A 21,596-nucleotide genomic window follows, 5' to 3' on the forward strand; every position below is an offset into this window, starting at 1 on the left:
ATCATCTTGTATGTATTCCACTGTGATTGTAGACAGTTCTGTCATTCGTCACCTCTCCCTGAGCGGTTTTGCCCCATGTTGTTGCAGGATTATTCCGATATCTTTTCTCCCCAAGGCCCTCTGGCAGAGTCTGTCTCGCACTATCGTCCGCGGCAGGCTCAGCTGGAGCTGGCCCAAGCCATCAGCGAGACGGTTGCCGAGTCCGGTGTATTGATTGCCGAGGCTGGTACCGGAACGGGCAAGACCTGGGCCTATCTGGTGCCTGTGTTCATGCAAGGTGGCAAAGCCTTGGTCTCGACCGGTACGCGCACCTTGCAGGACCAATTGTTCCGTCGGGATATTCCCCACCTGCGCAAGGCGCTGGCCTTGCCGGTGGATGTGGCCTTGCTCAAGGGGCGCAGCAACTACGTTTGTCATTACCATTTGGAACGATTGGGGCAGGATGACCGTGCCCTGAAGTCCCGTGCGGAAATTGCTTATCTGCGGGCCATCCAGCTTTTTACGGAGAGCAGCCGTAGCGGCGACAAGGGTGAGCTGGCCGAAGTCCCGGAAGACGCGGATATCTGGCACCGAGTCACTTCCACACGCGATAACTGCCTGGGACAGGATTGCCCCTTTGTGCGCGACTGCTTTGTGATGAAGGCGCGCCGTCATGCCCAGGATGCGGATGTAGTAGTGGTGAACCATGCTCTATTCATGGCGGACCTGGCCTTGCGCGAAGAGGGTGTGACGGATTTGCTGCCTAGCGTGGATCTGGTGGTGTTTGACGAGGCACACCAACTGCCCGACGTGGCCACCCGTTTTCTGGGTAGTAGCGTGTCCTTGTATCAATTGACGGATTTGTGTCGTCAGATAGAAGCGGCGGGTCTGGCCCAGGCGCGCGAGACCGTGGACTGGAGTCAGGTGGCGCGCAAGCTGGAGCAAGCTGCTCGGGATTTGCATTTGCGCACCGCGTCGCTGGCCGCCCAAGGTGGCCGTGCCACTTTTCAGGCCTTGCCCGAGCCCGAGCTTTTTGACGAGGCGCTGGAGAATTTGCTGGAGACCTTCGACAAGGTCATCAAGATGCTGGCCATGGTGGCTGAGCGCCATCCTGATCTGACGGCGGCGCATAAAAGCGCCTTGGAGTTACGTGCGCGCTTGTTCCAATGGAGCCAGCCGGATCGTCAAGGCCGTCACGCCTATTTGCCAGAAAGTGAAAAAGACGAAGACCAGCCCGACGAGTTCGTGCGTTGGGTAGAAAGTGGGCAGCATTATCTGCGCCTGCACAGTGCCCCTTTGTCGGTGGCCAAGATTTTCTCGCGCTACCGAGGCAAGGAGCAGTCCTGGGTGCTGACCTCGGCCACCTTGTCGGTGCATGGGGATTTCAACCACTTCAAGCGACAGTTGGGCTTGTTTGATGCTCGCACCGAAGCCTGGGCTTCGCCGTTCGACTATCCGAACCAGGCGTTGTTCTACGTCCCCAGCACCTTGCCGCTTCCTAGCCATCCCAACTTCAATCAGGCCTTCGTGGATGCGCTCATTCCGCTGATCAAGGCGGGTCAGGGTGGTGTGCTGGTGCTCTGTACCACCTTGCGCTCGGTCGAGCGGATTGCAGATATGCTGCGGGACCGATTTGATCGGGAAGACATCGAACGCAATGTGCTGCGCCAGGGGGAGCGTTCACGGCAAGTTCTGCTGGACGAGTTCCGTGCCCGTGGTAATGCGGTTTTGGTGGGAAGCGCCAGCTTCTGGGAAGGGATTGACCTGCCCGGTGATGCCTTGACGCTGGTTGCTATCGACAAGCTGCCCTTTGCTCCGCCGGATGATCCGGTGCTGGAAGCGCGTATCAAGGAGTGCAAGGACAGGGGCGGTAATCCCTTCATGGAATATCAGTTGCCCGAAGCCGCCATTGCCTTGAAGCAAGGGGCAGGGCGTTTGATTCGTACCGAACGTGATTGGGGCGTGCTGATGGTGGGCGACACCCGTATTGTCGAGAAGCCCTACGGCAAATTGCTGTGGCGTGGTTTGCCCCCCTTTGCGCGTACTCGTGATCCTGCCCGTGCCTTGGCGTTTCTGCGGGAGCAGAAAGCCAGGCGGCAGAGTGCTCAAGCCAGCGATGTGGAACTGAACGACAGCTCTGAACAGGCTTGAGAATACGGCTTGTATTCCGTTTGCCTTGGCTTGGACTACACGCTTGTAGAAGCTTGAGGCAGAGGAGCAGAGGAAATAAAGCCAGCCGCTCCCTGTGCAGCCCACCGCGGGCTGGCTTTTTTATATAAATCTAGGGCAAGGACTCGTCTGCGATGATGTCCTCTGCCACCAAGCCCCACAAGAACAGATCGGGCGTGCCAGCACCTTCCAGATTGCCCTCTATCTGCTGCAGCACGGACATGATGGCGCTGCGATTGCTGACTGCCTCAAATGCTTCCCGAGTGATAGGCGGATACCAGCCCTGCTTGAGTACAGCGACAGCCATGGCCAGCGCCATGGAAAATACATGCTGGCCCAGCATGGAGACTTGGACCGTTTCGCCTGCGCGATTGCGCACATCAAACATCTGCTCTTCATCAGGCAGCTTGGCACCCAGACGCCAGGCCAGTGCCAGCCCGAAGGCTTCGGGAATCATTACGCAAAGCTTGGTCGCACGGACTTCTGACAGGCCGCTGGCTTGCAGTTGAGTGATGCATTCGTCAATGCTTTGCTTCGCTGCCAGGACAGGAATGGCTTGCAGCACCTGTTTTTCTGCTTGTTCGTGATTCATGGTGTCTGCTTTAAGAAGGAGGCACGTCCGGGGACGGGGAAACGGTGGCGAGGAAAAGTGTGGTGCATGTCCACACTTGTTCAGAAATCAACAATCCATTCTGCTGATTTTGCATCCGGGTAATTTTAGCCAGGATCCTCAGCACGAGGCCCGTCAAAAAAACGGTTTGCCGCTCCATGAGAAACATCATTCCGAAGGGTGCTTGTGACGCCGGCTTCATTGTTTAAATGTAAAACACTTGACTGCCGAACGCAGGGTAATCCCCATCCTCCAATAGATTGACTCCCCAAATCTGGCTCATTACCATCACAGCATACAACTATGTATGTTCTAAATCCACTTGTGTTTGGTGATCCTAATGACGACAGAAAAGACTATGCCGCGGGTAATGCGTTTTGATGAGTTGGCCTTCCAGCCTCGACAGGAAAAGCCCGAGATGGCACAACTGGCCGAGATCGTGGGAGAACAGGACGGTACGCCTTTAAGTGCCGGTTATGCCCGCTTGAGCAAGGCACGGATTGAATGGACCGTCCTGTATGACGAAGTGGTCACGGTGATTGAAGGCAGCATCAACATTCACACCCCACAAGGAGTGTTGACGGCTGGGCCTCTGGATTGCATCTGGCTGCCTGCTGGCACACCCTTGATTTACGAAACAGAATCCGCCTTGATTCATTACTGTCTGCATCCCAGCAACTGGGCTAGCGCACGGACGGCCGCATGAGCATCCGGAAAATCACGCGCTTGCCGGAGAACGACAAGACCAATGGGTGGAGTCGGCTGCTGACTCCTCGTACCCCCAAACCGTCCCTGGCTAAAGACATACAGGCGGATTGGGTGATTGTCGGTGGTGGTCTGGCCGGTTTGGCCGCCGCCCGTCGTCTGGCAGAGAACCGCCCCGGTGACAGCATCGTGGTACTGGAAGCGGATCAGGTGGGCGAGGGTGCTCAAGGTCGAAACTCCGGCTTTGCCATTGATAGCCCCCACAACGTGGGTAGCTCGATGGGCGAGCTGGATGCCGCGCGTTCGCATCTGCGCCTGGCACGTACGGCGATTGCATATCTGAAAACACAGGTAGAGCGTTACGGCATTGAATGCGACTGGAGTCCCATCGGTAAGTTCCACGCTGCGGTCTCGCAAGAGGGCGTAGAGAAAACACTGAAGCCGACGCGTCAGGTTCTGGATTCCTTGCAAGAGCCGTACGAATGGCTGGACGGCAAAGCCTTGCAGGACAAGTTGGGGTTCACGCATTTCCGCACAGGCATTTATACCCCCGGTACGGTGTTGCTGAACCCGGCGGGTCTGTCGCGTGGTCTGGCCGACAATATGCCTTCCAACGTCACCGTCTACGAAAAAACGCCCGTGCTGTCCTTGCAGCAAGACGACGGTGTCACGCTGGAAACCCCCGGTGGCAAGGTTCGTGCAGGCAAGATGATTCTGGCCGTGAATGTGTTCGCCGAGCAGTTCGGTTTTTACAGCGGCAAGCTGATGCCGATGGCGGCTCATGCCAGCCTGACCCGCTGCCTGACAGAAAGCGAGCAGCGCGAATTGGGTGGTTTGCCCAGCTGGGGTTTGACGCCCGCCAATGCCTTTGTGGGCATCACCATGCGTCGCACCAATGACCAACGCATTCTGATCCGCCAGCACATGACTTACGCGCCCAATTTGCGCAGTGATGATGAAAGCCGCCGCCGCGTGCGCATTGAGCACAAAACCCTGTTTGACGAGCGTTTCCCGAATCTGAAAAACGTGGAAATGGAGCACACCTGGACCGGCTTTATCTGCTTGTCCCGTAATGGCTCCCCAGGCTTTGGGCAGGTGGCACCGCATGTGTATTCCGCGGTGTGTCAGAACGGGGTGGGTCTGACCAAGGGCACGATTTCCGGCATGTTGGTCGCCGATCTGGCTTGCGGTGTGGACAATCCCTTGATTGCCGATATGCAGGCTTTGGGGCAACCCGATGCCTTGCCGCCACGTCCGTTTCTGGATGTGGGTGTCCGGGCCCGTTTGGGCTGGGAGTTATGGCGGCACCGGGCGGAAGCCTGATAGCCGACGTTTGAACAATAAATTTAAAAGACATACCCAGGAGGAGTTATGAAGCTTTTGAGCAAGACCTTGCTGACGGTGATGTTCAGCCTGAGCGCGGCCACCGTGTCCGCACAGACCATGCGCATTGCAACGGACTCGGGCGCGCAAGGCTCGCCTAGCGGTGATGCAATCGAGAAATGGGCTGCGCTGATCAAAGAGGGTACGCAAGGCGCGGTGTCGCCACGCGTTTTCTATCAAAACCAGTTGGGTGGTCAGGAAGAGGTGTTCGACCAGCATGTAGCCGGTGATGTGCAGTTGATGCTGAACTGGCCCATGACTTCCTACGACAAGCGCATTGCGGTGATCTACACACCCTATATGTTCACCACCTGGGAAGAAGCCTTGGCCGCGTACCAGCCCGGTGGCTGGTTGAATGAAACGCTGGACGGTATCTACAAAGAGAACGGCTTGAAGTTCTTCGGTGCCTGGCCTGAAGGATTCAATGGCGTCGCCACCAAAGGCAAACATGCGGTGACGGTAGAGGACGCCAGGAACATCAAGGTACGTGTTCCCCCGATCTCCATGATGCAGCAGTCCGTGCAAGCCATGGGTTACCAGACGGCAGCCATTGACTGGGGCGAAGTGTTTACGTCAATTCAGACCGGCGTGGTGGATGGCGATGCAGCCAACGTCATTTATTACGACTACGAATATTTCCGTGACACGCTGGATTACTACGTGCGCAGCAAGCAGCAGTTCATTACCGGCGTGTTGTCCATGAACCTGGAAGCCTGGGAAGCCTTGAAGCCCGAGCAGCAGGAAGTGATTCAGGCCTCGGCCATCACCATCATGCAAGATCAGTTTTCCAAGGCTCAGGTAGCGGACGCGGCCATTGTGGAGAAGTGGAAAGCGCTGGGTAAAACCTACCTTGAGCTCGACAAGGATCAACTGGCTGCTTTGGGCACCCATGTGCGTGCCAAGGTCTGGCCTGCGATGCACGCTGAAGTGGGCGACAGCATCATGGCCCATATCGAGAAAAACGCCTCGGCTCTCAAGTGAACACCTTGGAACAAGGGAGTATGAATGTGAGTGAGGACCCTCTGATCAAGCGAGGGCCGACCCTGATCGCTCTGGAATGGCTGGCCATTGCGTCCAGCGTTGTGGTGGCGGCAGGTTTGGCCTATGTGGTGGCCGCACGTTATTACCTGAATTGGCCGGCAGCCGGTGTGCACACCATTGTGATGGTGGCGGCGATCTGGCTGTACATGACGGGGGCCTTGATCGCCAGCCAGTCCCGTCAGCATTTGGTGGTGGATTACCTGTCGCATCGTTTGAAGACCCCACGGGCGCGTGCTATCCATCGTTTCATCGTGTCCGTACTGGTGCTGATCATTGTGGTGGCTTTTGCCTATTGGACCTTGCGCATGTTCATGTGGGGTTCCCGGTTCTCGACCACGATGGCCGAGCTGGGAATTCCTGTCTGGGTACCGCAAGCCGCTATTGGTCTGAACGCCGCCGGTAGCCTGATGTATGCCTTGCGCGATGTTTATCAGTCTTTAATGGCCTTGCGCCATGGAGGCCATTGATTATGCATGCTGGATTTTCTGTTCTCTTGCTCCTGTTCCTGCTAGGTGTCGGGGTGCCAGTGGCCTGGTCCTTTGCCGGCACGCTGCTGATGTTGACGCTGGTGTATGACGTCAACTTGAACACCTTGATGTTGCAAGGTTTCCGTTCCTTGAACTCCCTGGTTCTGCTGGCTTTGCCTTTGTTCATCATGGCGGGGTACTTGATGCAGGCAGGCGGGATTGCACACCGTTTGGTGGGCTTTGCCGAGATGCTGGTCAAGAATCGTCGTGGTGGCATGGGGGCCAGCATGGTGCTGGCTTCCGGGGTGTTCGGGGCGATTTCGGGTACGGCCTCGGCGGCGGTGGCGTCCATTGGCACCATTCTGGTCGATCCCATGGAGCAGCGCGGTTATCCGCGTCAGTACTCGGCGGCCTTGCTGGGGATTTCCTCTTTGCTAGGGATTCTGATTCCGCCGTCCATCACCATGATTCTGTTCGCGGTGGTGACGCAGCAGTCGGTAGTGGCGTGTTTTGCAGCCACGATCGGGCCAGGGATTCTGTTGATGGTCGGGCTGACGCTGTTCAATTATGTGGTGGCTGGACGCTGGTTCAAGGAACTGCCAGCACAAGCTGTTGATGAAAAATCCCGTCGTTCTTCCCTCAAGACTTTGCTTTATGCCGTGCCCGCCTTGTGTATTCCCACCTTGATTCTGGGTGGTATTTACGGGGGCGTATTCACACCCACGGAAGCTGCGGCGGTGGCGGTTGTGCTGGTGATTGGCATCGGCTGCTTTGTGTATCGTGAACTGACCCTGGGCAAGCTGCGTGACAGCTTCGTTCGCACGGCAGAGACTACGGGCACCGTTATCCTGATCTTGCTGTTCTCCTTTCTGATCGGCCGTATTTTGGTTGCGCAAGGCGTGCCTCAGGACCTGACCGCCTTTGTGACGGGTCTGGTGGATAGCCCCATCGGCATTCTCTTGATGGTCAATGTGTTCCTGATTCTGGTGGGCATGATTATTGACGATGTGTCCTTGACCGTGGTGGTGGCTCCCTTGCTGCTGCCTTTGGTGGGCGTGGCCGATGTCAATCCGATACAGTTTGCCGCGATTGTGGCGTGTGCGGTGATTGTGGGTTCCAACAGCCCGCCGATGGCACCTGTGCTGTACATGTCCTGCCGTATCAGCAAGGTGACGGTACATCGTTCCTTTGGCCCGGCCATCGCCATGATCGTGTTTGTGGCTATTCCGATTCAATTGATCACCACCTTCGTGCCCGCTGTTTCCTTGGCGTTTCCACGAATGCTGGGCCTGTTATAAGAGGAGCGCCGGTATACTTTGGCGACTAAAGCGACTCTACAAGCAGGCGATATGAGCGATAAGGAATTGATTGAACGTGTGGCCCAGGCCGGCGTACTGACCGAGCCCAATGTGCATTTGACGCGGGCGGATTGGCTGGAGGCGGCCATTCGCCTGTTCATGCAGGAAGGCGTGGAGGCGGTGCGCATCACTCGTCTGGCGCAGGTGATGGCCGTCACGCGAGGCAGTTTTTATTGGCATTTCAAGGACAGGGACGATCTGCTGGATGGGCTGGTCGGTTTCTGGGAACAAAAGAATATGCGCTCCACCATGTTGGCGCTGGAGAATGTGGACAATCTGCAAGATGGCATGTTGTCCCTGTTCTCTACCTGGTTGGACGTGTCCCGTTTTGAGCCGGGCCTGGATATGGCCATGCGGGATTGGGCAAGGCGCTCCGAGCGAGTGCGTCAAGCCGTCGAGCGGGCGGACAAGGCCTGCATGAATGCCTTGGCCAATTTCTTTCAGCGCATGGGTGTGGAAGAGATTGAAGCCCAGACCCGAGCCCGGACGACGTACTTTTGTCAGATTGGCTATTACCTGATTGGCCTGCAGGAAGAGCTGGAAGACCGCATGGTGTATCTGGACGACACTATGAAGATTCTGGGAGGCCAGCCCCTGGACCCAGCCAAGGCCAAGGCTTTTGCAGAGCGTATGTATAGCGTGCAAAAGGACAATGCCAAGAAGGTGGGGTGATATTCAGGATGCTCTGGGGCCTGTGGGGGCGGGGTGTGTTTAGATGGCTGCAGGCTAAGGAGCTACCTGACTTGTCGTTACTGTTTTGATGAGCAGGGCAGAGCAGACTGGTAAGGAATATCAGCTTGAAGCCGGAAAACTGAAAAGGCCGAATCCTGTATGGGATTCGGCCTTTTTTTGACTGCGTTCTGTGAGGCGTTTTATTGTCGCTTCACAAAGGCAGCCTGTGTTTTATGCTGCTTTGCCTCAAGGTTTAGAACCAGTTAATCGGGTTCCAGTAGTTAACCTTGGCATCCAGACCGTCCTTGAAGTAGGTGGAGTCCGGGAAGTTCTGATCCATCACGCGTTTGGTGGTGTCACGCAGCTCGGTTTGACCCATCTTGTCGTAGGACAGGTACATCAAGTACAGCGCGCGTTCAGCAATAGGCACGCCCTTGAAGTCCGTAATCACGGTTTGCGCACGGTTCACAGCAGCCACGTAAGCGCCACGCTTGTAGTAGTACTCGGCTACGTGTACTTCGTTCTGGGCGATGGTGCTGACCAGCCAGGTCAAGCGCTTGGCGGCATCCGGTGCGTAACGGCTATTGGGGTAGCGTTGCAGCAGATCGTTAAAGGCTTCGTAGGATTCACGCAGACCTTTGGGGTCACGCTCGCTGGGGTCCTGTTGGGTAATGTTGGACAGGGCAGCGCTAGGAGGCGTAAAGGAGATCAGCCCTTTCAGGTACAGCATGTAGTCGGTACCGGGGTGGCTGGGGTACTGCTTCTGGAAGCGGTCGATAGCGGCCAGGGCTTTGGCAGGCTCCTCGTCTTTCCAGTTGATATAGGCTTGGTCGATCAGCGATTGCTGTGCGTAAGTGCCAAAGGGGTAGCGGGACTCGACGGCTTCCAGGCGGGTACGCGCGTCTTTCCAGTTGCCGGCGGACATTTCTTCACGGGCGTCTTTATACAGGCGCTCGGCGGTCCAACCCGAGGTGGGGTCAACTTCTTTTTTGGTAGTGCCGCAGCCAGCAAGCAAAGTGGCAGCCAGCATTAATGCGGCTACGTGGGCCAGCTTGGTACCACGAATACGTGGCAAGTTCAGGTTCAGGCGAGTCACAAAAGCGTCCTTGGTGTTAGCATTGCTGCTCAATTATATGATTTGTCGCCATGCCTGACACAGATACTGAAAAAGATAGTGTTGTTTCTTCCGACGCACTGCGTTTTATCCTTCCCATCACTGCGTCTCCCGATCGTCTGGACAAGACTTTAGCGCGTTTACTGCCACAGCATTCGCGCAGCCGTCTACAGTCCTGGGTCGAGAGTGGGCATGTTCTCGTCAACGGCCAGGCCGTCAAGGTCAAGCATACGGTTTACCCCGGTGATACCGTGCTGGTCTGGGAGCAACAGGCCCCAGAAGACATGGCCTTCGAACCCGATGACGTGGACTTCGAGATTGTGGCTCAAAGCGACTCCTGGCTGGTGGTTAACAAGCCAGTGGGTCTGGTCACGCATCCTGGCGCGGGTAACTGGCGTGGCACTTTGCTCAATGGTTTGCTGTTTCGCTTCCCCAATCTGCGTCAGGTACCCCGTGCCGGTGTTGTACACCGGTTGGACAAAGACACTTCCGGCTTGCTGGTCGTGGCCCGCACGGAAGTCGCACAAACTCACTTTGTCCGACAACTGCAAGAGCGTAGCATGGGACGCCAGTATCTGGCGTTGGTCCATGGCGTCTTGCCGGGCCAGGGCTCGGTCGATGAGCCGATTGGACGCGATTTGCGCGTGCCAGTGCGCATGAGTACTGGGCCGTCCGTCGCTCCCAAGCATGCTGTAACGCATTATCAAATGTTGCGTCAGGGTTATGCAGGCGAGGAAGCGGTGACCGAGGTGGCTTGCCGACTGGAGACAGGGCGTACCCACCAGATTCGTGTCCACCTGAGCTCAATCAAGCATCCTCTGCTGGCCGATACCTTATATGGTGGCCGCGTTGTCGCGGGGGCGCAGCGCCAAATGCTGCATGCCCATGTGCTGGAGTTTGATGATCCCGATACGGGCGAGCGCCGTCGCTTCTCGGCGGAGCCACCGTCTGACTATCAGTCTGTTGCAGAGGCGATTGAATGGCACACTCAAAGCTGATGCCTGGTGTTAGCGGCCCCGAACAAGCGGGGCTGCTTTATTTCTGTACGACTCGGGCTGGGGGCGTCAGCCAGGACGAGCGTGACAGCCTGAATCTGGGCCTGAATACCGGCGACGATCCGGAGCGGGTGCAGGTAAATCGCCAGCGGCTGGCGGACTTCCTGGCTTCGGAGCCAGTCTGGCTGGCACAGGTACACGGCACAGATGTGCTGGATGCAGATCAGGATGTGTTGCCTGCCGTGCCCAGAGAGTTTGATGCTGCCATCACTACACGCCGGGATCGTACCCTGGCCATTCTGACCGCCGATTGCCTGCCGGTGGTGATCTGGGACGAGCAATCTCAGGTATTGGGTGTGGCCCATGCCGGTTGGCGTGGTCTGCAAGCCGGAGTCCTGGAGCGTACCTGGCAGGCGATGGCCGCCCGTTGTCCTCAAGCGCAATCCTGGCAAGCCTGGATTGGTCCGGCAATCAGTCAGGAGCACTTCGAAGTCGGGCAGGAGGTCTTTGATGCCTATGTTCAGGATGAGCCGGAATTGGCCGCCTTTTTTATTCAGGGAAAGCGTCCTGGAAAATGGCAGGCGGATTTGCCCGGTATTGCCCGCCACCGTTTGGAAAAATTAAGCCCTGGAAAAATGACCGTGCACTTAAGTGGCTTGTGTACGTTTCAAGAGAATGGATTGTTTTATTCCTACCGCCGCTCGCCCTTGACCGGCCGACAGGCCACCATTGCTCGCTTGAACCTGCTTTAACGGTTTTTTGATCGTATTAAATACGATATGGAATCTTTAATTCCGTCTATTGGCGTGCCAGCCTAATTAATTACCCCAATTGACTGCTTTTGTTACGAACGTCATGCTCTAAGCGTATTTGCAATTCGTTTACAGGTGGCAGATGTCGAGTAACAACAGAGCTTTTCAAGGTTTTGGCAAACCGATCGATGCCACCCGCTGTGCTGAACTGCAAGCTCGTTATATGCAACAGTGGCAGGAGTTGTGGGACCAGGCCCAGCGCGGTGCCTTGCCACCTCCCCAGGATCGCCGGTTTGCGGATGCCGCCTGGCAGAGCAATCCCACCGCCTTGTTCAATGCCCATATCTGGCAGCTTAGCGTTCAGGCCATGAACGAGATGCTGGACTCGATGGAGCTGGAAGCCCCGCAGCGTGAGCGCCTGAGCTTTTCCATGATGCAGTGGGCTGAGGCCATGTCGCCCAGCAACTATTTGATGCTCAACCCCCAGGCCCTGCAAACCATGATGGATACGGGCGGCCAGTCGGTGCTGGAAGGAATGTCCAATTTTATGGACGACTGGCAAAAAGGCCGTCTGACACAAACGGATGAAAGCCAGTTTCAACTGGGGAAAAACGTGGGTGCTACCCCCGGTGCCGTGGTATTCCAGAACGATATTTTTCAACTGATTCAATACGCACCTACTACCAGCATGGTCCATGCCGTGCCCTTGCTGATCGTGCCGCCCTGCATCAACAAGTTCTACATTCTGGACCTGCAGCCGGAGAATTCCTTTGTACGCCACGCTCTGGATCAGGGGCTGACGGTGTACCTGATGTCCTGGCGCAATCCCCAGCCGAATGACGCGGCCCATATCCATGCACTGAGTTGGCAGGATTATCTGGAGCAGGGCGTGCTGGAAGCGATTCGTGTCAGCCAGGAGCTGTCGGGCCAGGAAAAAATCAATACGCTGGGCTTTTGTATCGGTGGCACCTTGCTGGCCAGCGCTTTGGCTCTGGCACGCGATAAAGGTCAGGACCCGGCCGTTTCCATGACCTTGCTGACCACCATGTTGGATTTCACCGATGTGGGCATGCTGAATGTCTTTATCGACGAAGCACAGGTTGCGTTTCGGGAGTGGCAGTTGGGGCAGGGCGGATTGCTCAATGCCCGTGAGCTGGCCAGTACCTTTTCTTTCCTGCGCCCCGCCGAGCTGGTTTGGAACTATGTGAACAGTAACTACTTGCAGGGTAAAAAACCACCTGCCTTTGACTTGCTGTACTGGAACTCCGACGGCACCCATTTGCCCGGTCCTTTCTTTACCTGGTATTTGCGCAATACCTATCTGGAAAATCGTCTGGTTCAAAAAGGTGGTGTTCCCGTGGGGGCGCACCGCGCCGATCTGAGCCAACTGGATTTGCCTGTGTACCTGTATGGCTCCAAAGAAGACCATATCGTGCCCTGGCAGTCGGCCTATGCGTCCTTGCAGGCACTGCCTGCGGCTCAGCATCGTTTTGTGCTGGGAGCTTCGGGCCATATCGCAGGCGTGATCAATCCACCTGCCAAGCAGCGCCGTAATTACTGGGTGCTGCAAGATGGCGAGCCAGTCGCCACGCTGGATGCCCAGCAGTATATGGAGCGGGCTCAGTCCGTACCTGGTAGCTGGTGGTCCGATTGGATTGCGTGGCTTGCACCTTTGTCGGGTTCGCGGCGTCGCGCAAAACGTCGTCTGGGCCATGCGCGTTATCCCGTGCTGGAGGATGCGCCCGGCAGTTATGTGAAAGTGCGCGCCAGTTAATTTTCAATTTTTCAGGTTTCGGGAGCCGGGCGGTCTGCCTGCTTCCATTATCCCGACGCCAGGCTTTTTCATTGTCCGGGCCGGCCCAGGGATCGAGCTTTGTCACCCCTTTCAGGAGAAGTATATGAGCAGCAAAGTAGCTTACGTCACTGGTGGTATGGGAGGGATAGGGACAGTCATTTGTCAGCGTCTGGCCAAAGACGGTTTTACCGTTATTGCAGGCTGCGGCCCCAATCGCGATTTTCAGAAATGGTTGGGTGAGCAGGCCGAGCTGGGCTACACATTTCATGCTTCGGTGGGCAACGTAGCAGACTGGGACTCGACCGTTGAAACCTTTAAAAAAGTCTTTGCCGATTTTGGTCGTGTGGACGTGCTGGTCAATAATGCCGGGATTACACGCGACGGTACCTTCCGTAAAATGAGCCAGGAAGACTGGCGTGCGGTAATCGACACCAACCTGAACAGCCTGTTCAACGTGACCAAACAAGTTATTGATGGCATGGTAGAGCGCCAATGGGGCCGCATCATCAACATCAGTTCAGTAAACGGGCAGAAAGGGCAGTTTGGCCAGACCAACTACTCCACGGCTAAAGCCGGGATCCACGGCTTTACCATGGCTCTTGCCCAGGAGGTTGCCAATAAGGGGGTGACGGTCAATACTATTTCCCCCGGTTATATTGGTACGGACATGGTGCGTGCGATTCGCCCCGACGTTCTGGAGAAAATCGTGGCGACCATTCCAGTGGGCCGTTTGGGTACACCGGATGAAATTGGCTCCATGGTGGCCTGGCTGGCCTCGGGTGATTCCGGCTTTGCCACGGGTGCGGATTTCTCCCTGAACGGTGGCTTGCACATGAGCTAAGGCTTGTTGCAGTGCATAGCGCGTGTTTTTGATTTATTGATTAGGAAGTAAGCACCAGCATGGGATCCCCTCGACTCATCAAGAAATACCCCAATCGTCGCTTGTACGACACGCAGGCCAGCGCTTACATCACTATGGTCGATGTCAAGCAACTGGTCCTGTCAGGAGAGGAGTTCGCGGTCGTCGATGCCAAAAGCGGCGAGGACCTGACGCGCAGTATTCTGTTGCAGATCATTCTTGAGGAAGAAAGCGGGGGTATCCCCATGTTCTCCACTCCAGTGCTGATGCAGATCATCCGCTTTTATGGCAATGCCATGCAGGGGGTGATGGGTTCGTATCTGGAAAAGAACATTCAGGCCTTCATGGAAATCCAGGAGCGCATGACCGAGCAGTCCAAGGGCGTCTACGGCGGGCAATTCGGCCCGGAAGCCTGGGCGCAATTCATGAGCATACAGGCGCCTGTGATGCAAACCGTCATGAACAGCTATATCGATCAGAGCAAGAATCTGTTCGTGCAAATGCAGGACCAAATGCAGGATCAGACCCGGCAAATGTTCTCGGTCTTTCCCTTTGCGCCACCAGGCAAAGACAAGAAAGACTGATTTTTAGCTTGCCAGCGTTTTAAACGGGGTATGGCTGTTTAGTGCTTCCTGATAGCGGGCCACATGGCCCGCTTCTTCATGCAGGAACTCTCCAATGGCGTGGGCAAAGCGGGGGTCAGCAATCCAGTGCGCCGAGCTGGTGGGAGTGGGCAGCAAACCTCGCGAGAGCTTGTGCTCCCCTTGAGCACCGCCTTCAAAGAAACGCAGTTGCTGCGCAATGCAGAACTGAATTGCCTGGTTGTAGCAGGTCTCGAAATGCAGGCCTGGCACGTATCGAGTACAGCCCCAGTAACGTCCATAAAGTGTATGCCCGTCCCGCAGCGACAGGGCGCAGGCTACATCTTGCCCATCTTGCTGCGCCAGAATCAGTACCAGAGAGTCGGGTAGATGTTCGTGCAGGCGCGCAAAGAAATCCCGATTCAGATAAGGGCGTTGTCCGCGCTCCTGATAGGTATTGGCATAGCACTGGTAAAAGTAGTCCAGGTTCTGCTCGCTAATCTCCTGACCCTGTTTGTGCTCAAAGGACAGCCCCTGCTCGTAAACCTTGCGGCTGTCCTGTCGCATTTTTTTGCGCTTTTGCTGGGTCAGGGAAGCCAGGAAGTCCTCGTAGCTGGCGTAGTTCTGGTTTTGCCAGTGAAACTGCACATCGTGGCGAATCATGAAGCCCGCCTGCTCCAGAGCTTGCCTGTCCTTTGGATTCGGGAACAGGACATGCACAGAGGACAGCTGATTACTTCGCGTCAGCTGGATCAGTTGCCTGGCCAGCAGTACGCGATCCTCCTGGGTGTGGGCCAGCAGGCGAGGGCCGCTGACGGGTGTAAACGGGATGGCACACAGGAGCTTGGGGTAATAGTCCAGCCCATGGCGTTGATAAGCCTGCGCCCAGCCCTGATCAAACACATACTCACCGCGCGAATGGTGCTTCAGATAAAGGGGCACGGCACCACACAGCGTCTGTCCACGATGCATCAAGAGGTAATGTGGTGACCAGCCTGTTTGTGGAATGGCGCAGCCAGCTTTGTCCAATGACGTCAGAAAAGCATGACTGAGCAACAGGTGATGGCCAGAGAGCGCGTCCCAGTGTGCTGCGTCGAGCTGACTCAGTTGTGTGCAAAGTGAGAATTGGATCGGTTCAGTGCTGACCATGGCAGGGAGTATGTCGGTAAGCTCAACTTGAAACAGGGCTAGGGCATAGACCCTGACGGCTTTGTATACTAGCCAGCGTTTCATGCAAAGGGAAGGCTTGATTGGTATTGTTGCCAGCGCTTGCCCAATAAGAGGAATTCATGAAGAAAATTGCCTTGGCGCTGGGGACGTGGATGGTGCTGGCGGGTTCGGCTCATGCGGGTCCTGCCTGTGAGTATTTGCGTAATTATGTCGCTTTACAGCCGCAATCCGGCGACGAGCTGCAGATGCAGGATCAGGAGGGGGCTTGTCTAGTTCAGAACGGACAGTGGTCGGCCAGTTTTTCGTCAATGCTGCTGGCCTTTGATGAGCTGATCTTGCGTGATGAGGGCTTGGCATCGTTGTCCGAGCGGCAAGTTATTCCAGACTCCATGGATCTACAAGTAAGCGGGATCTATGTTCTGACGGGACGTTTGCCAGGGCAGGACTACGTAATGCGCCTGCAAGCCAAGCCTATGGATTTTACTTTCAAGTACAAGTGGGACTCGGCCTCGGCACAATTGAATTTGGAGCAGGCTCGACTGCGTAGTCAGTACCTGCGTGAGGTTCGTGCTCAGGCGCAATTCGGGATTGAGTCGGCCGCAGGACGCCCCTTGGGTGCCGATGATCTTGAGCAGGCAGAGCTTAAAAGTCTGAATCTGTACCTGGATAATCAGAATCTGATCCAGTCCATGATCATGCCTGCGTTGGTGATGAACATGAGCATGTACGAAGACCCGCGCCCCGGTATTGAGAAGGCCTTGTTGGCCGCACGCACTTCCGTGCAGTTGATGCCTGACTCGGTGGCGGATCGGGACAGCCGCGATGCCTTGCTGGCATTTATTGCTCAGCTACCCGCGCCTCAGGGGCGCTTGTCGTTGAATATGACAATGGATCCCCCTTGGCCAGCGGCACGTCTGGAGTCTGGCTTGTCTGTGGATCAGGTGCGTAAATTGATGTCTGGCATGAAGGTGCAAGCCAGATTCAATACAGGGCAAGAAGCCCCGTCTGTCTATGTGTGGCTGCGTGATCGTCTGCGTGATGGTTTGCGGTTTTTCGATCTTCGCAAGGATGACGCGGCGCGCTAATGAGCGTTTGGCCCTGGTGGCGTGAGGCCCTGTAATACCGGACCAACCCCATCTTGCTTGGGGTCTGCCATTGCCAGTGCGCAGGCTGCGCTCTCCTGCTTACGGAAAACGCAGCCATTAGCCTGGTTTCGTCAGGCGTCGGGTAGCATGTTGTAGTTTCTGATCATGCTGTTGTAGTCGTTCTCCAGCTTGGAGAGCTGGTACTCCACATTGGCTTGCTTTGCGTCCGATGCCAGGGCTCGGCGCAGATCCTTCAAGCCCACCAGGAAGGTATTGAAGTTGCTGGACAGGGCAAACCACTTGGGCGCGTTGCCCAGCTGCGTTTTGGTGTCGGGATGTGCTTTGGCAAAGGCATCAGCCTTGTCGAAGGCGGCTTGATACGCTTGCTCGATTTTCTCGATGGACTGGCCAGTGAGCTGCTCGGACTCTGCCAACGTGCTGATGGCATCAACGGCGCGGCGGGCGGCCAGAGAGACATTCAGCGTGTGCCAAGCAAAGTTCTCGGTGCCGTAAGCCTCTTCAATCGCTACCAGCTGTTTTTCCCGCAGACTGTGATTGCGCTCCGAGACTGTTTGTCTGAGCGTGTCTTCCGCATCAAAGAAGCTGATGAACAGAGGCATGATCTGCTCGTCCAGCTCGCGGCCTTTCTTCATCTGGTCGTCAATATTGTCCTTGCGACTGTAATAGAGATCCGCTTCATTCATGACGGGAATCAGCTTTTCCAGCGTGTCAGCAAACACTTGACCAGGCTTGTCCAGTCCAGCGTCTGCTGGCGGCATGGCGATGGCATTGCGCATTTGGGTGATGCATTCGCGCGAGATGGAGTTGTTCTGCTCGTACACCTTGATCTTGAAGCTGGCGGCAATGCGGGTGGAGCCGGGGGTAGCGACAAGGTTCTGATATTCCTTGATGTATTTCTGGGCATGCTGGCTCAAGGGGCTGGCGACGTCATTCAGGCAGGCAATTACTGGCTGCAGTTTCTCGGCCAGTTGCATATCCTGCTTTTGCAGGCTCACTTCACCATTGCCCAGAAGGGAACTGCCAGAGGTGCCGACCTTCATTTCCTGTGGCAGCCAGGTGTTGAATTGGCCGCTGGCGTAGGCGCCGATGGCAATGCCGATCGCGCCCAGGATCACAATACTTGTAAGTTTCTTCATTTTCGCGCTGTAGAGATAAGCTGCATTGCCCCTGGGGAAAGGGACAGAGACAGGTCTTTTCGGGGAGGGGGGTTACTGCTCGAAGCCACTGCGCTCGGCAGAAATGGCGCTGCAGCTGCCCTGGTCTTTTTCGCCTACCATGCGGCGATCGCGGATGATGGTGCCGCTTGCCAAGTCAATCTCCCAGGCAATTGCGCCTTCATTCAGGCTGGCCTTGTTGTCGGCAAAGGTGCCTCGCTCCATTCTTTCGCTGCCCGAAGCAGGAACGTAGACCCCAAATGTTCCTGCCTCTTGATTCAGGGCGAAATTGAAAACCTGGGGCTTGCCCGACGGGTCGGCAAACTCGCAAGTCAAATAGGTGGTGGCAGCAAAGGTGCTGGTGCTGACCATCAGCAAGGCCAGAGCGGCCCCTGCGATTGCGGGTACTCGTTTCATGTCTTGATCCTTTAGTCGGCTGTCTCCAGCCGATTCTGCTTGTGTGTGAGTGACTGCAAAAAGTACGACTCATCCTGGGATCGCGCAGGCACGTACTTGGCTCCAACGCTGGAGAAGAGGTGGCCTGGCTTTCGTAAGGGATTTCGTCTTTCTTGAAACTCAGCTTGGCTGTGAGGCGTGAGCGTGCAGCGTAGACCACGCCCATGAGGCGTCACTGTGTTCACGCACAAACAAGCTGATTGGCGGGATTTGAAGCGCGATTAGAGGGGCTGGAGCTGACTTGTTATTCTGTGTTCTGGTCATGCTCAAGCTGGCTAATCACCCGCACGGGAAGGTTTATCGCACGGTGAGACTGCGGTCGTCAAGAACATTTCGTGCTTGAAGTAGATGGGTGCGTACTGGCGGGATGGGAGTTACTGCAGGAAGGGGGGGCTTGTCTTGGGTTCGCCTTGTTTATTGTTTTGACGAAGCCGGACTATTTAAAAATAACAGGCATAAAAAAAACCGGAATAAATCCGGTTTTTTTAAATTTATCTGCAAGAAGCCGATAAATGAATTTGGTTGCGGGGGCGCGATACGGAACGCAGAAAGAAAGTACAGAGTTACATAAAAGTTACAACCCGCCTGGAGCGGGTTGTGCGCATTTTATTTCTCTTCTTCGTCGTCCTCTTTTAAGGATTGCACAGCATCCGTCTTGCGAATCTTGAGTTGGGTCAACGAAATGGCGTTTGCTTCCATCTCTACATGAGGGACAGCACGCGCATAAAGCACACCGTCTCGAACCATAGCAGCGACACCCACTTCACGGTTCAGATGAGCTGCCAACTCATCTATGAGCGAGTCTCGAATTACCTTTCGTCCAGTCTCCTTACGGAGATCTTCCTTCGTAATTTTTACCGACGGCGTGTCATCTTGAACGGAAAAGTCGCCATCCATCTCTTCAACCCCAGCAAGAAGAGCTGAAGAAGCATTTTCTGCGTAGACAGCGCGGAGGCCTCTTGCCACCTCCTTAGTGAGTGCTTCATCTTGGCTACGAAGTTTCATAGGATTACCCCCTGTTAATATTAGCGATTCGTTGATTCAGTGTTTGATTGATTCAATGACTGAGTCAATGGGTGGTATTCTATATGGACCTTGAAAAAAAACAAGTGCCGATGTTGCTTTTCACAGTTAGACCGGGATTTGTATGCGGAGTTTGTGTGGGCGGCTATGAATTAAATTTAGCAGCCGTTGGAGACTAAATACTCCAAGTAACGTATTTATTTCAAGGATTGAGTTAGCGAGGGACCTAGGGCATTATGAGGACGCTTTCACTCTCGTAGAGGTGGCTATGCCGCATATTCCAGCCGTTTGTGATAATCCAATGTGCCAAGTGATTTTCCCATCGGGGATCGTGGTAGAGAGCAGCTCGATCGCCCATTTGTCAGGAAATAGATCTGGTCCATGTCCTAGGTGCGGCAGCATGGGCACAATTCCAGACGGAAAATATTCGACGGTGGGGAAAGCCTTAACCTTGCTTTCAGGGCCTCGGTCTTCTAGAGAAACAATGCAAAGATTGGCCGCTATTCTGGAGCAAGCGCAGTCAGAGCCACCACAGTCCGAAACGGTCTTACAACAGATTGCTGAAGTTCCAGGTCTTGGCGACGCGGTTCTTCGATTGCTCCCTGAAAATAAGGAACAGTGGTACAGCTTTATCGCTATGTTGCTGGCTGTGATTGCCTTTCTATTTGCAACGCAGCAGCAGGAGCCGCTTAATGAGGATCAAGTAACCAGAGCTGTTCAACGTGGGGTAGAGGCGGCTCAACGATCTTTAGTAGAGCGGGACGAACCCTATGCTGAACGACCTAGTCGCAACCAACCATGCTCCTGCGGAAGTGAGAAAAAGTATAAACACTGCTGCGGCAGGGATGATCCTTCTCCCTCTGATCGTTTGCTCAGGGATCTGCAGGATGACAGGAAGAACCCTGATTACGGCACAGGCGGCTATCGCACGTAGGGGATCCTTCAATAGAAGACCGAACAGTACCAAAGCGGTTACACAGCGCATGCTGAAATAGATGGTGTCACGGAGTTTCATGAGTTTTCCTTTGCACTACTCTAGCCCAGTCTTGGAGCCCATTCACTCGGTCTGCCCAGACAGCAGCATCTGATGCCAGCTCTCCATATTGTGCGTAGCACGCCGCAAAACCTCCGATCCAGTCGGGGTCGGCTCCATCAGTTCGGGTGCTGGTGGTGGGATTCGTGGGGTCACGGCCATGGGTGCGGAGCAGCCCGTCAAGGCTGCCGCGAGCAGCGGCCAGGCCATGCTCAGCTGCTTCACGTGCGAGTACCGCAGCCCGAAGCCGGGCGTCAGCTTTCTCTTTCTCATATTGCATTCCTTGTTCAACACGCTGCACTAGGTCTTTGGAGTCCTGCTGGGAGTCCGCATAACCATTGCGATACTCCCCTTTTCCATAGATGAACGCTCCAAAAATAAGAGCTACTAGTACAGCAGCCCCCGTTACTGCAGATCGGATAGACATATCTGCCTCTCAGCCTCTCGGCGTAGCTCCAGGCCGCGCAGCTTCCTGCCACCGGCATACACCCAGCGCGGTAGCTGGTTGCAGGACCCGGCCAGATCACCAGCCCGCAGCTTGCGCAACAGTGTGGACCTGCCGTAGGCTCCAGGCCCCACGTTGTAGACGAAGCTGGCCAGCGCAATGCGCACACCATCCGGCAAAGGCTGTGGCACAGAGCGGTCTACCACTGCCAAGGCCTTGCGCACTTCCTGCTCGGTCAGGGCGTCGCACCGTTCCGGTGCGGCCACATCGCCCAGTTTCACGCCATGGGTATAGCCGTCGCAGATAGTCGGGATGCCCACCGGGTCCACATAGGCCACCAGTGAACGCCCTTCCCATGTAGCTACCAGACCAATCGCGGCCGCAATTACCCCTGTGCCGATCTTAGTTTTTAGATCCACGCTTCCACTCCTTAAATCGCTCCCAGCGCTTGCCCAGGAACGCGACAATCTGAAACGAAGAGCGCGTAAACTCGGGCAGCTTGGCAACAATCAACATGAATACGTAAGCTCCCCACATGGAAAGAATGATTTCTTGCGCTGTCCATCCGTAAATGACAAGCGCGGACCCCGTGCTTATTGGCAAGTGGGCGGCATCGTTATCAAACATTCGTTTTCCCCATCTAACGGTCGGCATGGCTGTCTCCCGTAAAGCGCTGCATAAGCAGCAGACGTAAAAAAGCCGCAATCAGCAGCCTCCTTCTAAAACAGC

22 protein-coding genes are annotated in these 21,596 nt (G+C 55.6%); 14 read left to right on the forward strand and 8 right to left on the reverse strand.

Annotation, left to right across the window (positions count from 1 at the left end):
* Nucleotides 1-75: 75 nt before the first annotated feature.
* Nucleotides 76-2,130: a DNA repair helicase YoaA gene (yoaA, locus tag NBV64_RS05785; protein ID WP_250756858.1), complete on the forward strand. Its 2,055-nt coding sequence runs from the start codon at nucleotides 76-78 to the stop codon at nucleotides 2,128-2,130.
* A 130-nt stretch (nucleotides 2,131-2,260) separates the two neighbouring features.
* Here yoaA and NBV64_RS05790 read toward each other — a convergent pair whose 3' ends face one another.
* Nucleotides 2,261-2,740: a hypothetical protein gene (locus tag NBV64_RS05790; protein ID WP_009457651.1), complete on the reverse strand. Its 480-nt coding sequence runs from the start codon at nucleotides 2,738-2,740 to the stop codon at nucleotides 2,261-2,263.
* Nucleotides 2,741-3,098: 358 nt separating this feature from the next.
* On the opposite strand from NBV64_RS05790, the gene NBV64_RS05795 reads away from it, so the two are divergent.
* Genes NBV64_RS05795 through NBV64_RS05820 form a run of 6 tightly spaced genes read left to right on the forward strand, consistent with a single transcriptional unit; the run spans nucleotide 3,099 to nucleotide 8,384 of the window.
* Nucleotides 3,099-3,464 (forward strand): EutQ-related cupin domain-containing protein, encoded by a 366-nt coding sequence (locus NBV64_RS05795; RefSeq protein ID WP_031233022.1) that lies wholly within the window; start codon nucleotides 3,099-3,101, stop codon nucleotides 3,462-3,464.
* Complete coding sequence (locus NBV64_RS05800) at nucleotides 3,461-4,786, forward strand: NAD(P)/FAD-dependent oxidoreductase (protein ID WP_250756859.1); 1,326 nt, start codon at nucleotides 3,461-3,463, stop codon at nucleotides 4,784-4,786. The genes NBV64_RS05795 and NBV64_RS05800 overlap by 4 nt, the downstream gene beginning before the upstream one ends.
* 48 nt (nucleotides 4,787-4,834) lie before the next feature.
* Nucleotides 4,835-5,827 (forward strand): TRAP transporter substrate-binding protein DctP, encoded by a 993-nt coding sequence (dctP, locus tag NBV64_RS05805; protein ID WP_250756860.1) that lies wholly within the window; start codon nucleotides 4,835-4,837, stop codon nucleotides 5,825-5,827.
* 20 nt (nucleotides 5,828-5,847) lie between these two features.
* The gene (locus NBV64_RS05810) at nucleotides 5,848-6,354 is read left to right on the forward strand and encodes a TRAP transporter small permease (protein WP_009457636.1); all 507 of its coding nucleotides are present in this window, start codon (nucleotides 5,848-5,850) and stop codon (nucleotides 6,352-6,354) included.
* A gap of 2 nt (nucleotides 6,355-6,356) precedes the next feature.
* Nucleotides 6,357-7,652, forward strand: a complete 1,296-nt coding sequence (locus tag NBV64_RS05815; protein WP_250756861.1) for a TRAP transporter large permease — start codon at nucleotides 6,357-6,359, stop codon at nucleotides 7,650-7,652.
* A 51-nt stretch (nucleotides 7,653-7,703) separates the two neighbouring features.
* Nucleotides 7,704-8,384 (forward strand): TetR/AcrR family transcriptional regulator, encoded by a 681-nt coding sequence (locus NBV64_RS05820; protein ID WP_250756862.1) that lies wholly within the window; start codon nucleotides 7,704-7,706, stop codon nucleotides 8,382-8,384.
* A gap of 253 nt (nucleotides 8,385-8,637) precedes the next feature.
* Here NBV64_RS05820 and NBV64_RS05825 read toward each other — a convergent pair whose 3' ends face one another.
* Entirely contained in the window at nucleotides 8,638-9,414 is a 777-nt protein-coding gene (locus NBV64_RS05825; protein ID WP_035271413.1) for an outer membrane protein assembly factor BamD, read from the reverse strand.
* 116 nt (nucleotides 9,415-9,530) lie between these two features.
* On the opposite strand from NBV64_RS05825, the gene NBV64_RS05830 reads away from it, so the two are divergent.
* The 5 genes from NBV64_RS05830 to phaR all read left to right on the forward strand — a co-directional run bounded on the left by NBV64_RS05830 (nucleotide 9,531) and on the right by phaR (nucleotide 14,483).
* Entirely contained in the window at nucleotides 9,531-10,496 is a 966-nt protein-coding gene (locus NBV64_RS05830; protein ID WP_026484310.1) for an RluA family pseudouridine synthase, read from the forward strand.
* The gene (gene pgeF / locus NBV64_RS05835; RefSeq protein WP_250756863.1) at nucleotides 10,478-11,245 is read left to right on the forward strand and encodes a peptidoglycan editing factor PgeF; all 768 of its coding nucleotides are present in this window, start codon (nucleotides 10,478-10,480) and stop codon (nucleotides 11,243-11,245) included. Before NBV64_RS05830 ends, pgeF begins: the two co-directional genes overlap by 19 nt.
* Nucleotides 11,246-11,387: 142 nt before the next feature.
* Nucleotides 11,388-13,019, forward strand: coding sequence for a PHA/PHB synthase family protein (locus tag NBV64_RS05840; protein ID WP_009457630.1), 1,632 nt, complete (start codon nucleotides 11,388-11,390; stop codon nucleotides 13,017-13,019).
* Between the two features lie 124 nt (nucleotides 13,020-13,143).
* Complete coding sequence (gene phbB / locus NBV64_RS05845; protein WP_009457629.1) at nucleotides 13,144-13,881, forward strand: acetoacetyl-CoA reductase; 738 nt, start codon at nucleotides 13,144-13,146, stop codon at nucleotides 13,879-13,881.
* 59 nt (nucleotides 13,882-13,940) lie between these two features.
* Nucleotides 13,941-14,483, forward strand: coding sequence for a polyhydroxyalkanoate synthesis repressor PhaR (phaR, locus tag NBV64_RS05850; RefSeq protein ID WP_009457627.1), 543 nt, complete (start codon nucleotides 13,941-13,943; stop codon nucleotides 14,481-14,483).
* Nucleotides 14,484-14,486: 3 nt separating this feature from the next.
* On the opposite strand, the gene NBV64_RS05855 is transcribed toward phaR, so the two are convergent.
* A complete protein-coding gene (locus NBV64_RS05855; protein WP_250756864.1) occupies nucleotides 14,487-15,629 on the reverse strand; it encodes a GNAT family N-acetyltransferase in 1,143 nt (380 codons plus the stop codon).
* Nucleotides 15,630-15,769: 140 nt separating this feature from the next.
* Here NBV64_RS05855 and NBV64_RS05860 point away from each other — a divergent pair, with 140 nt between their 5' ends.
* Nucleotides 15,770-16,735, forward strand: a complete 966-nt coding sequence (locus NBV64_RS05860; RefSeq protein ID WP_250756865.1) for a hypothetical protein — start codon at nucleotides 15,770-15,772, stop codon at nucleotides 16,733-16,735.
* A gap of 131 nt (nucleotides 16,736-16,866) precedes the next feature.
* On the opposite strand, the gene NBV64_RS05865 is transcribed toward NBV64_RS05860, so the two are convergent.
* The 3 genes from NBV64_RS05865 to NBV64_RS05875 all read right to left on the reverse strand — a co-directional run bounded on the left by NBV64_RS05865 (nucleotide 16,867) and on the right by NBV64_RS05875 (nucleotide 19,371).
* On the reverse strand, nucleotides 16,867-17,892 hold the full coding sequence (locus tag NBV64_RS05865) for a DUF3829 domain-containing protein (RefSeq protein WP_035270781.1): 1,026 nt from the start codon (nucleotides 17,890-17,892) through the stop codon (nucleotides 16,867-16,869).
* A gap of 72 nt (nucleotides 17,893-17,964) precedes the next feature.
* Entirely contained in the window at nucleotides 17,965-18,327 is a 363-nt protein-coding gene (locus NBV64_RS05870) for a hypothetical protein (protein ID WP_250756866.1), read from the reverse strand.
* 645 nt (nucleotides 18,328-18,972) lie between these two features.
* Entirely contained in the window at nucleotides 18,973-19,371 is a 399-nt protein-coding gene (locus NBV64_RS05875) for a hypothetical protein (protein WP_250756867.1), read from the reverse strand.
* Nucleotides 19,372-19,789: 418 nt separating this feature from the next.
* Between NBV64_RS05875 and NBV64_RS05880 the strand changes: the two genes are divergently transcribed.
* Nucleotides 19,790-20,323, forward strand: coding sequence for an SEC-C metal-binding domain-containing protein (locus NBV64_RS05880; protein WP_250756868.1), 534 nt, complete (start codon nucleotides 19,790-19,792; stop codon nucleotides 20,321-20,323).
* A gap of 504 nt (nucleotides 20,324-20,827) precedes the next feature.
* On the opposite strand, the gene NBV64_RS05885 is transcribed toward NBV64_RS05880, so the two are convergent.
* Both NBV64_RS05885 and NBV64_RS05890 read right to left on the reverse strand, forming a co-directional pair.
* Complete coding sequence (locus NBV64_RS05885; protein ID WP_250756869.1) at nucleotides 20,828-21,286, reverse strand: lysozyme; 459 nt, start codon at nucleotides 21,284-21,286, stop codon at nucleotides 20,828-20,830.
* Nucleotides 21,270-21,494, reverse strand: a complete 225-nt coding sequence (locus NBV64_RS05890; protein WP_250756870.1) for a hypothetical protein — start codon at nucleotides 21,492-21,494, stop codon at nucleotides 21,270-21,272. Before NBV64_RS05890 ends, NBV64_RS05885 begins: the two co-directional genes overlap by 17 nt.
* Between the last annotated feature and the right edge of the window lie 102 nt (nucleotides 21,495-21,596).

The sequence above is a fragment of the Alcaligenes sp. DN25 genome, assembly GCF_023674485.1.
Lineage (GTDB): Bacteria > Pseudomonadota > Gammaproteobacteria > Burkholderiales > Burkholderiaceae_B > Alcaligenes > Alcaligenes phenolicus.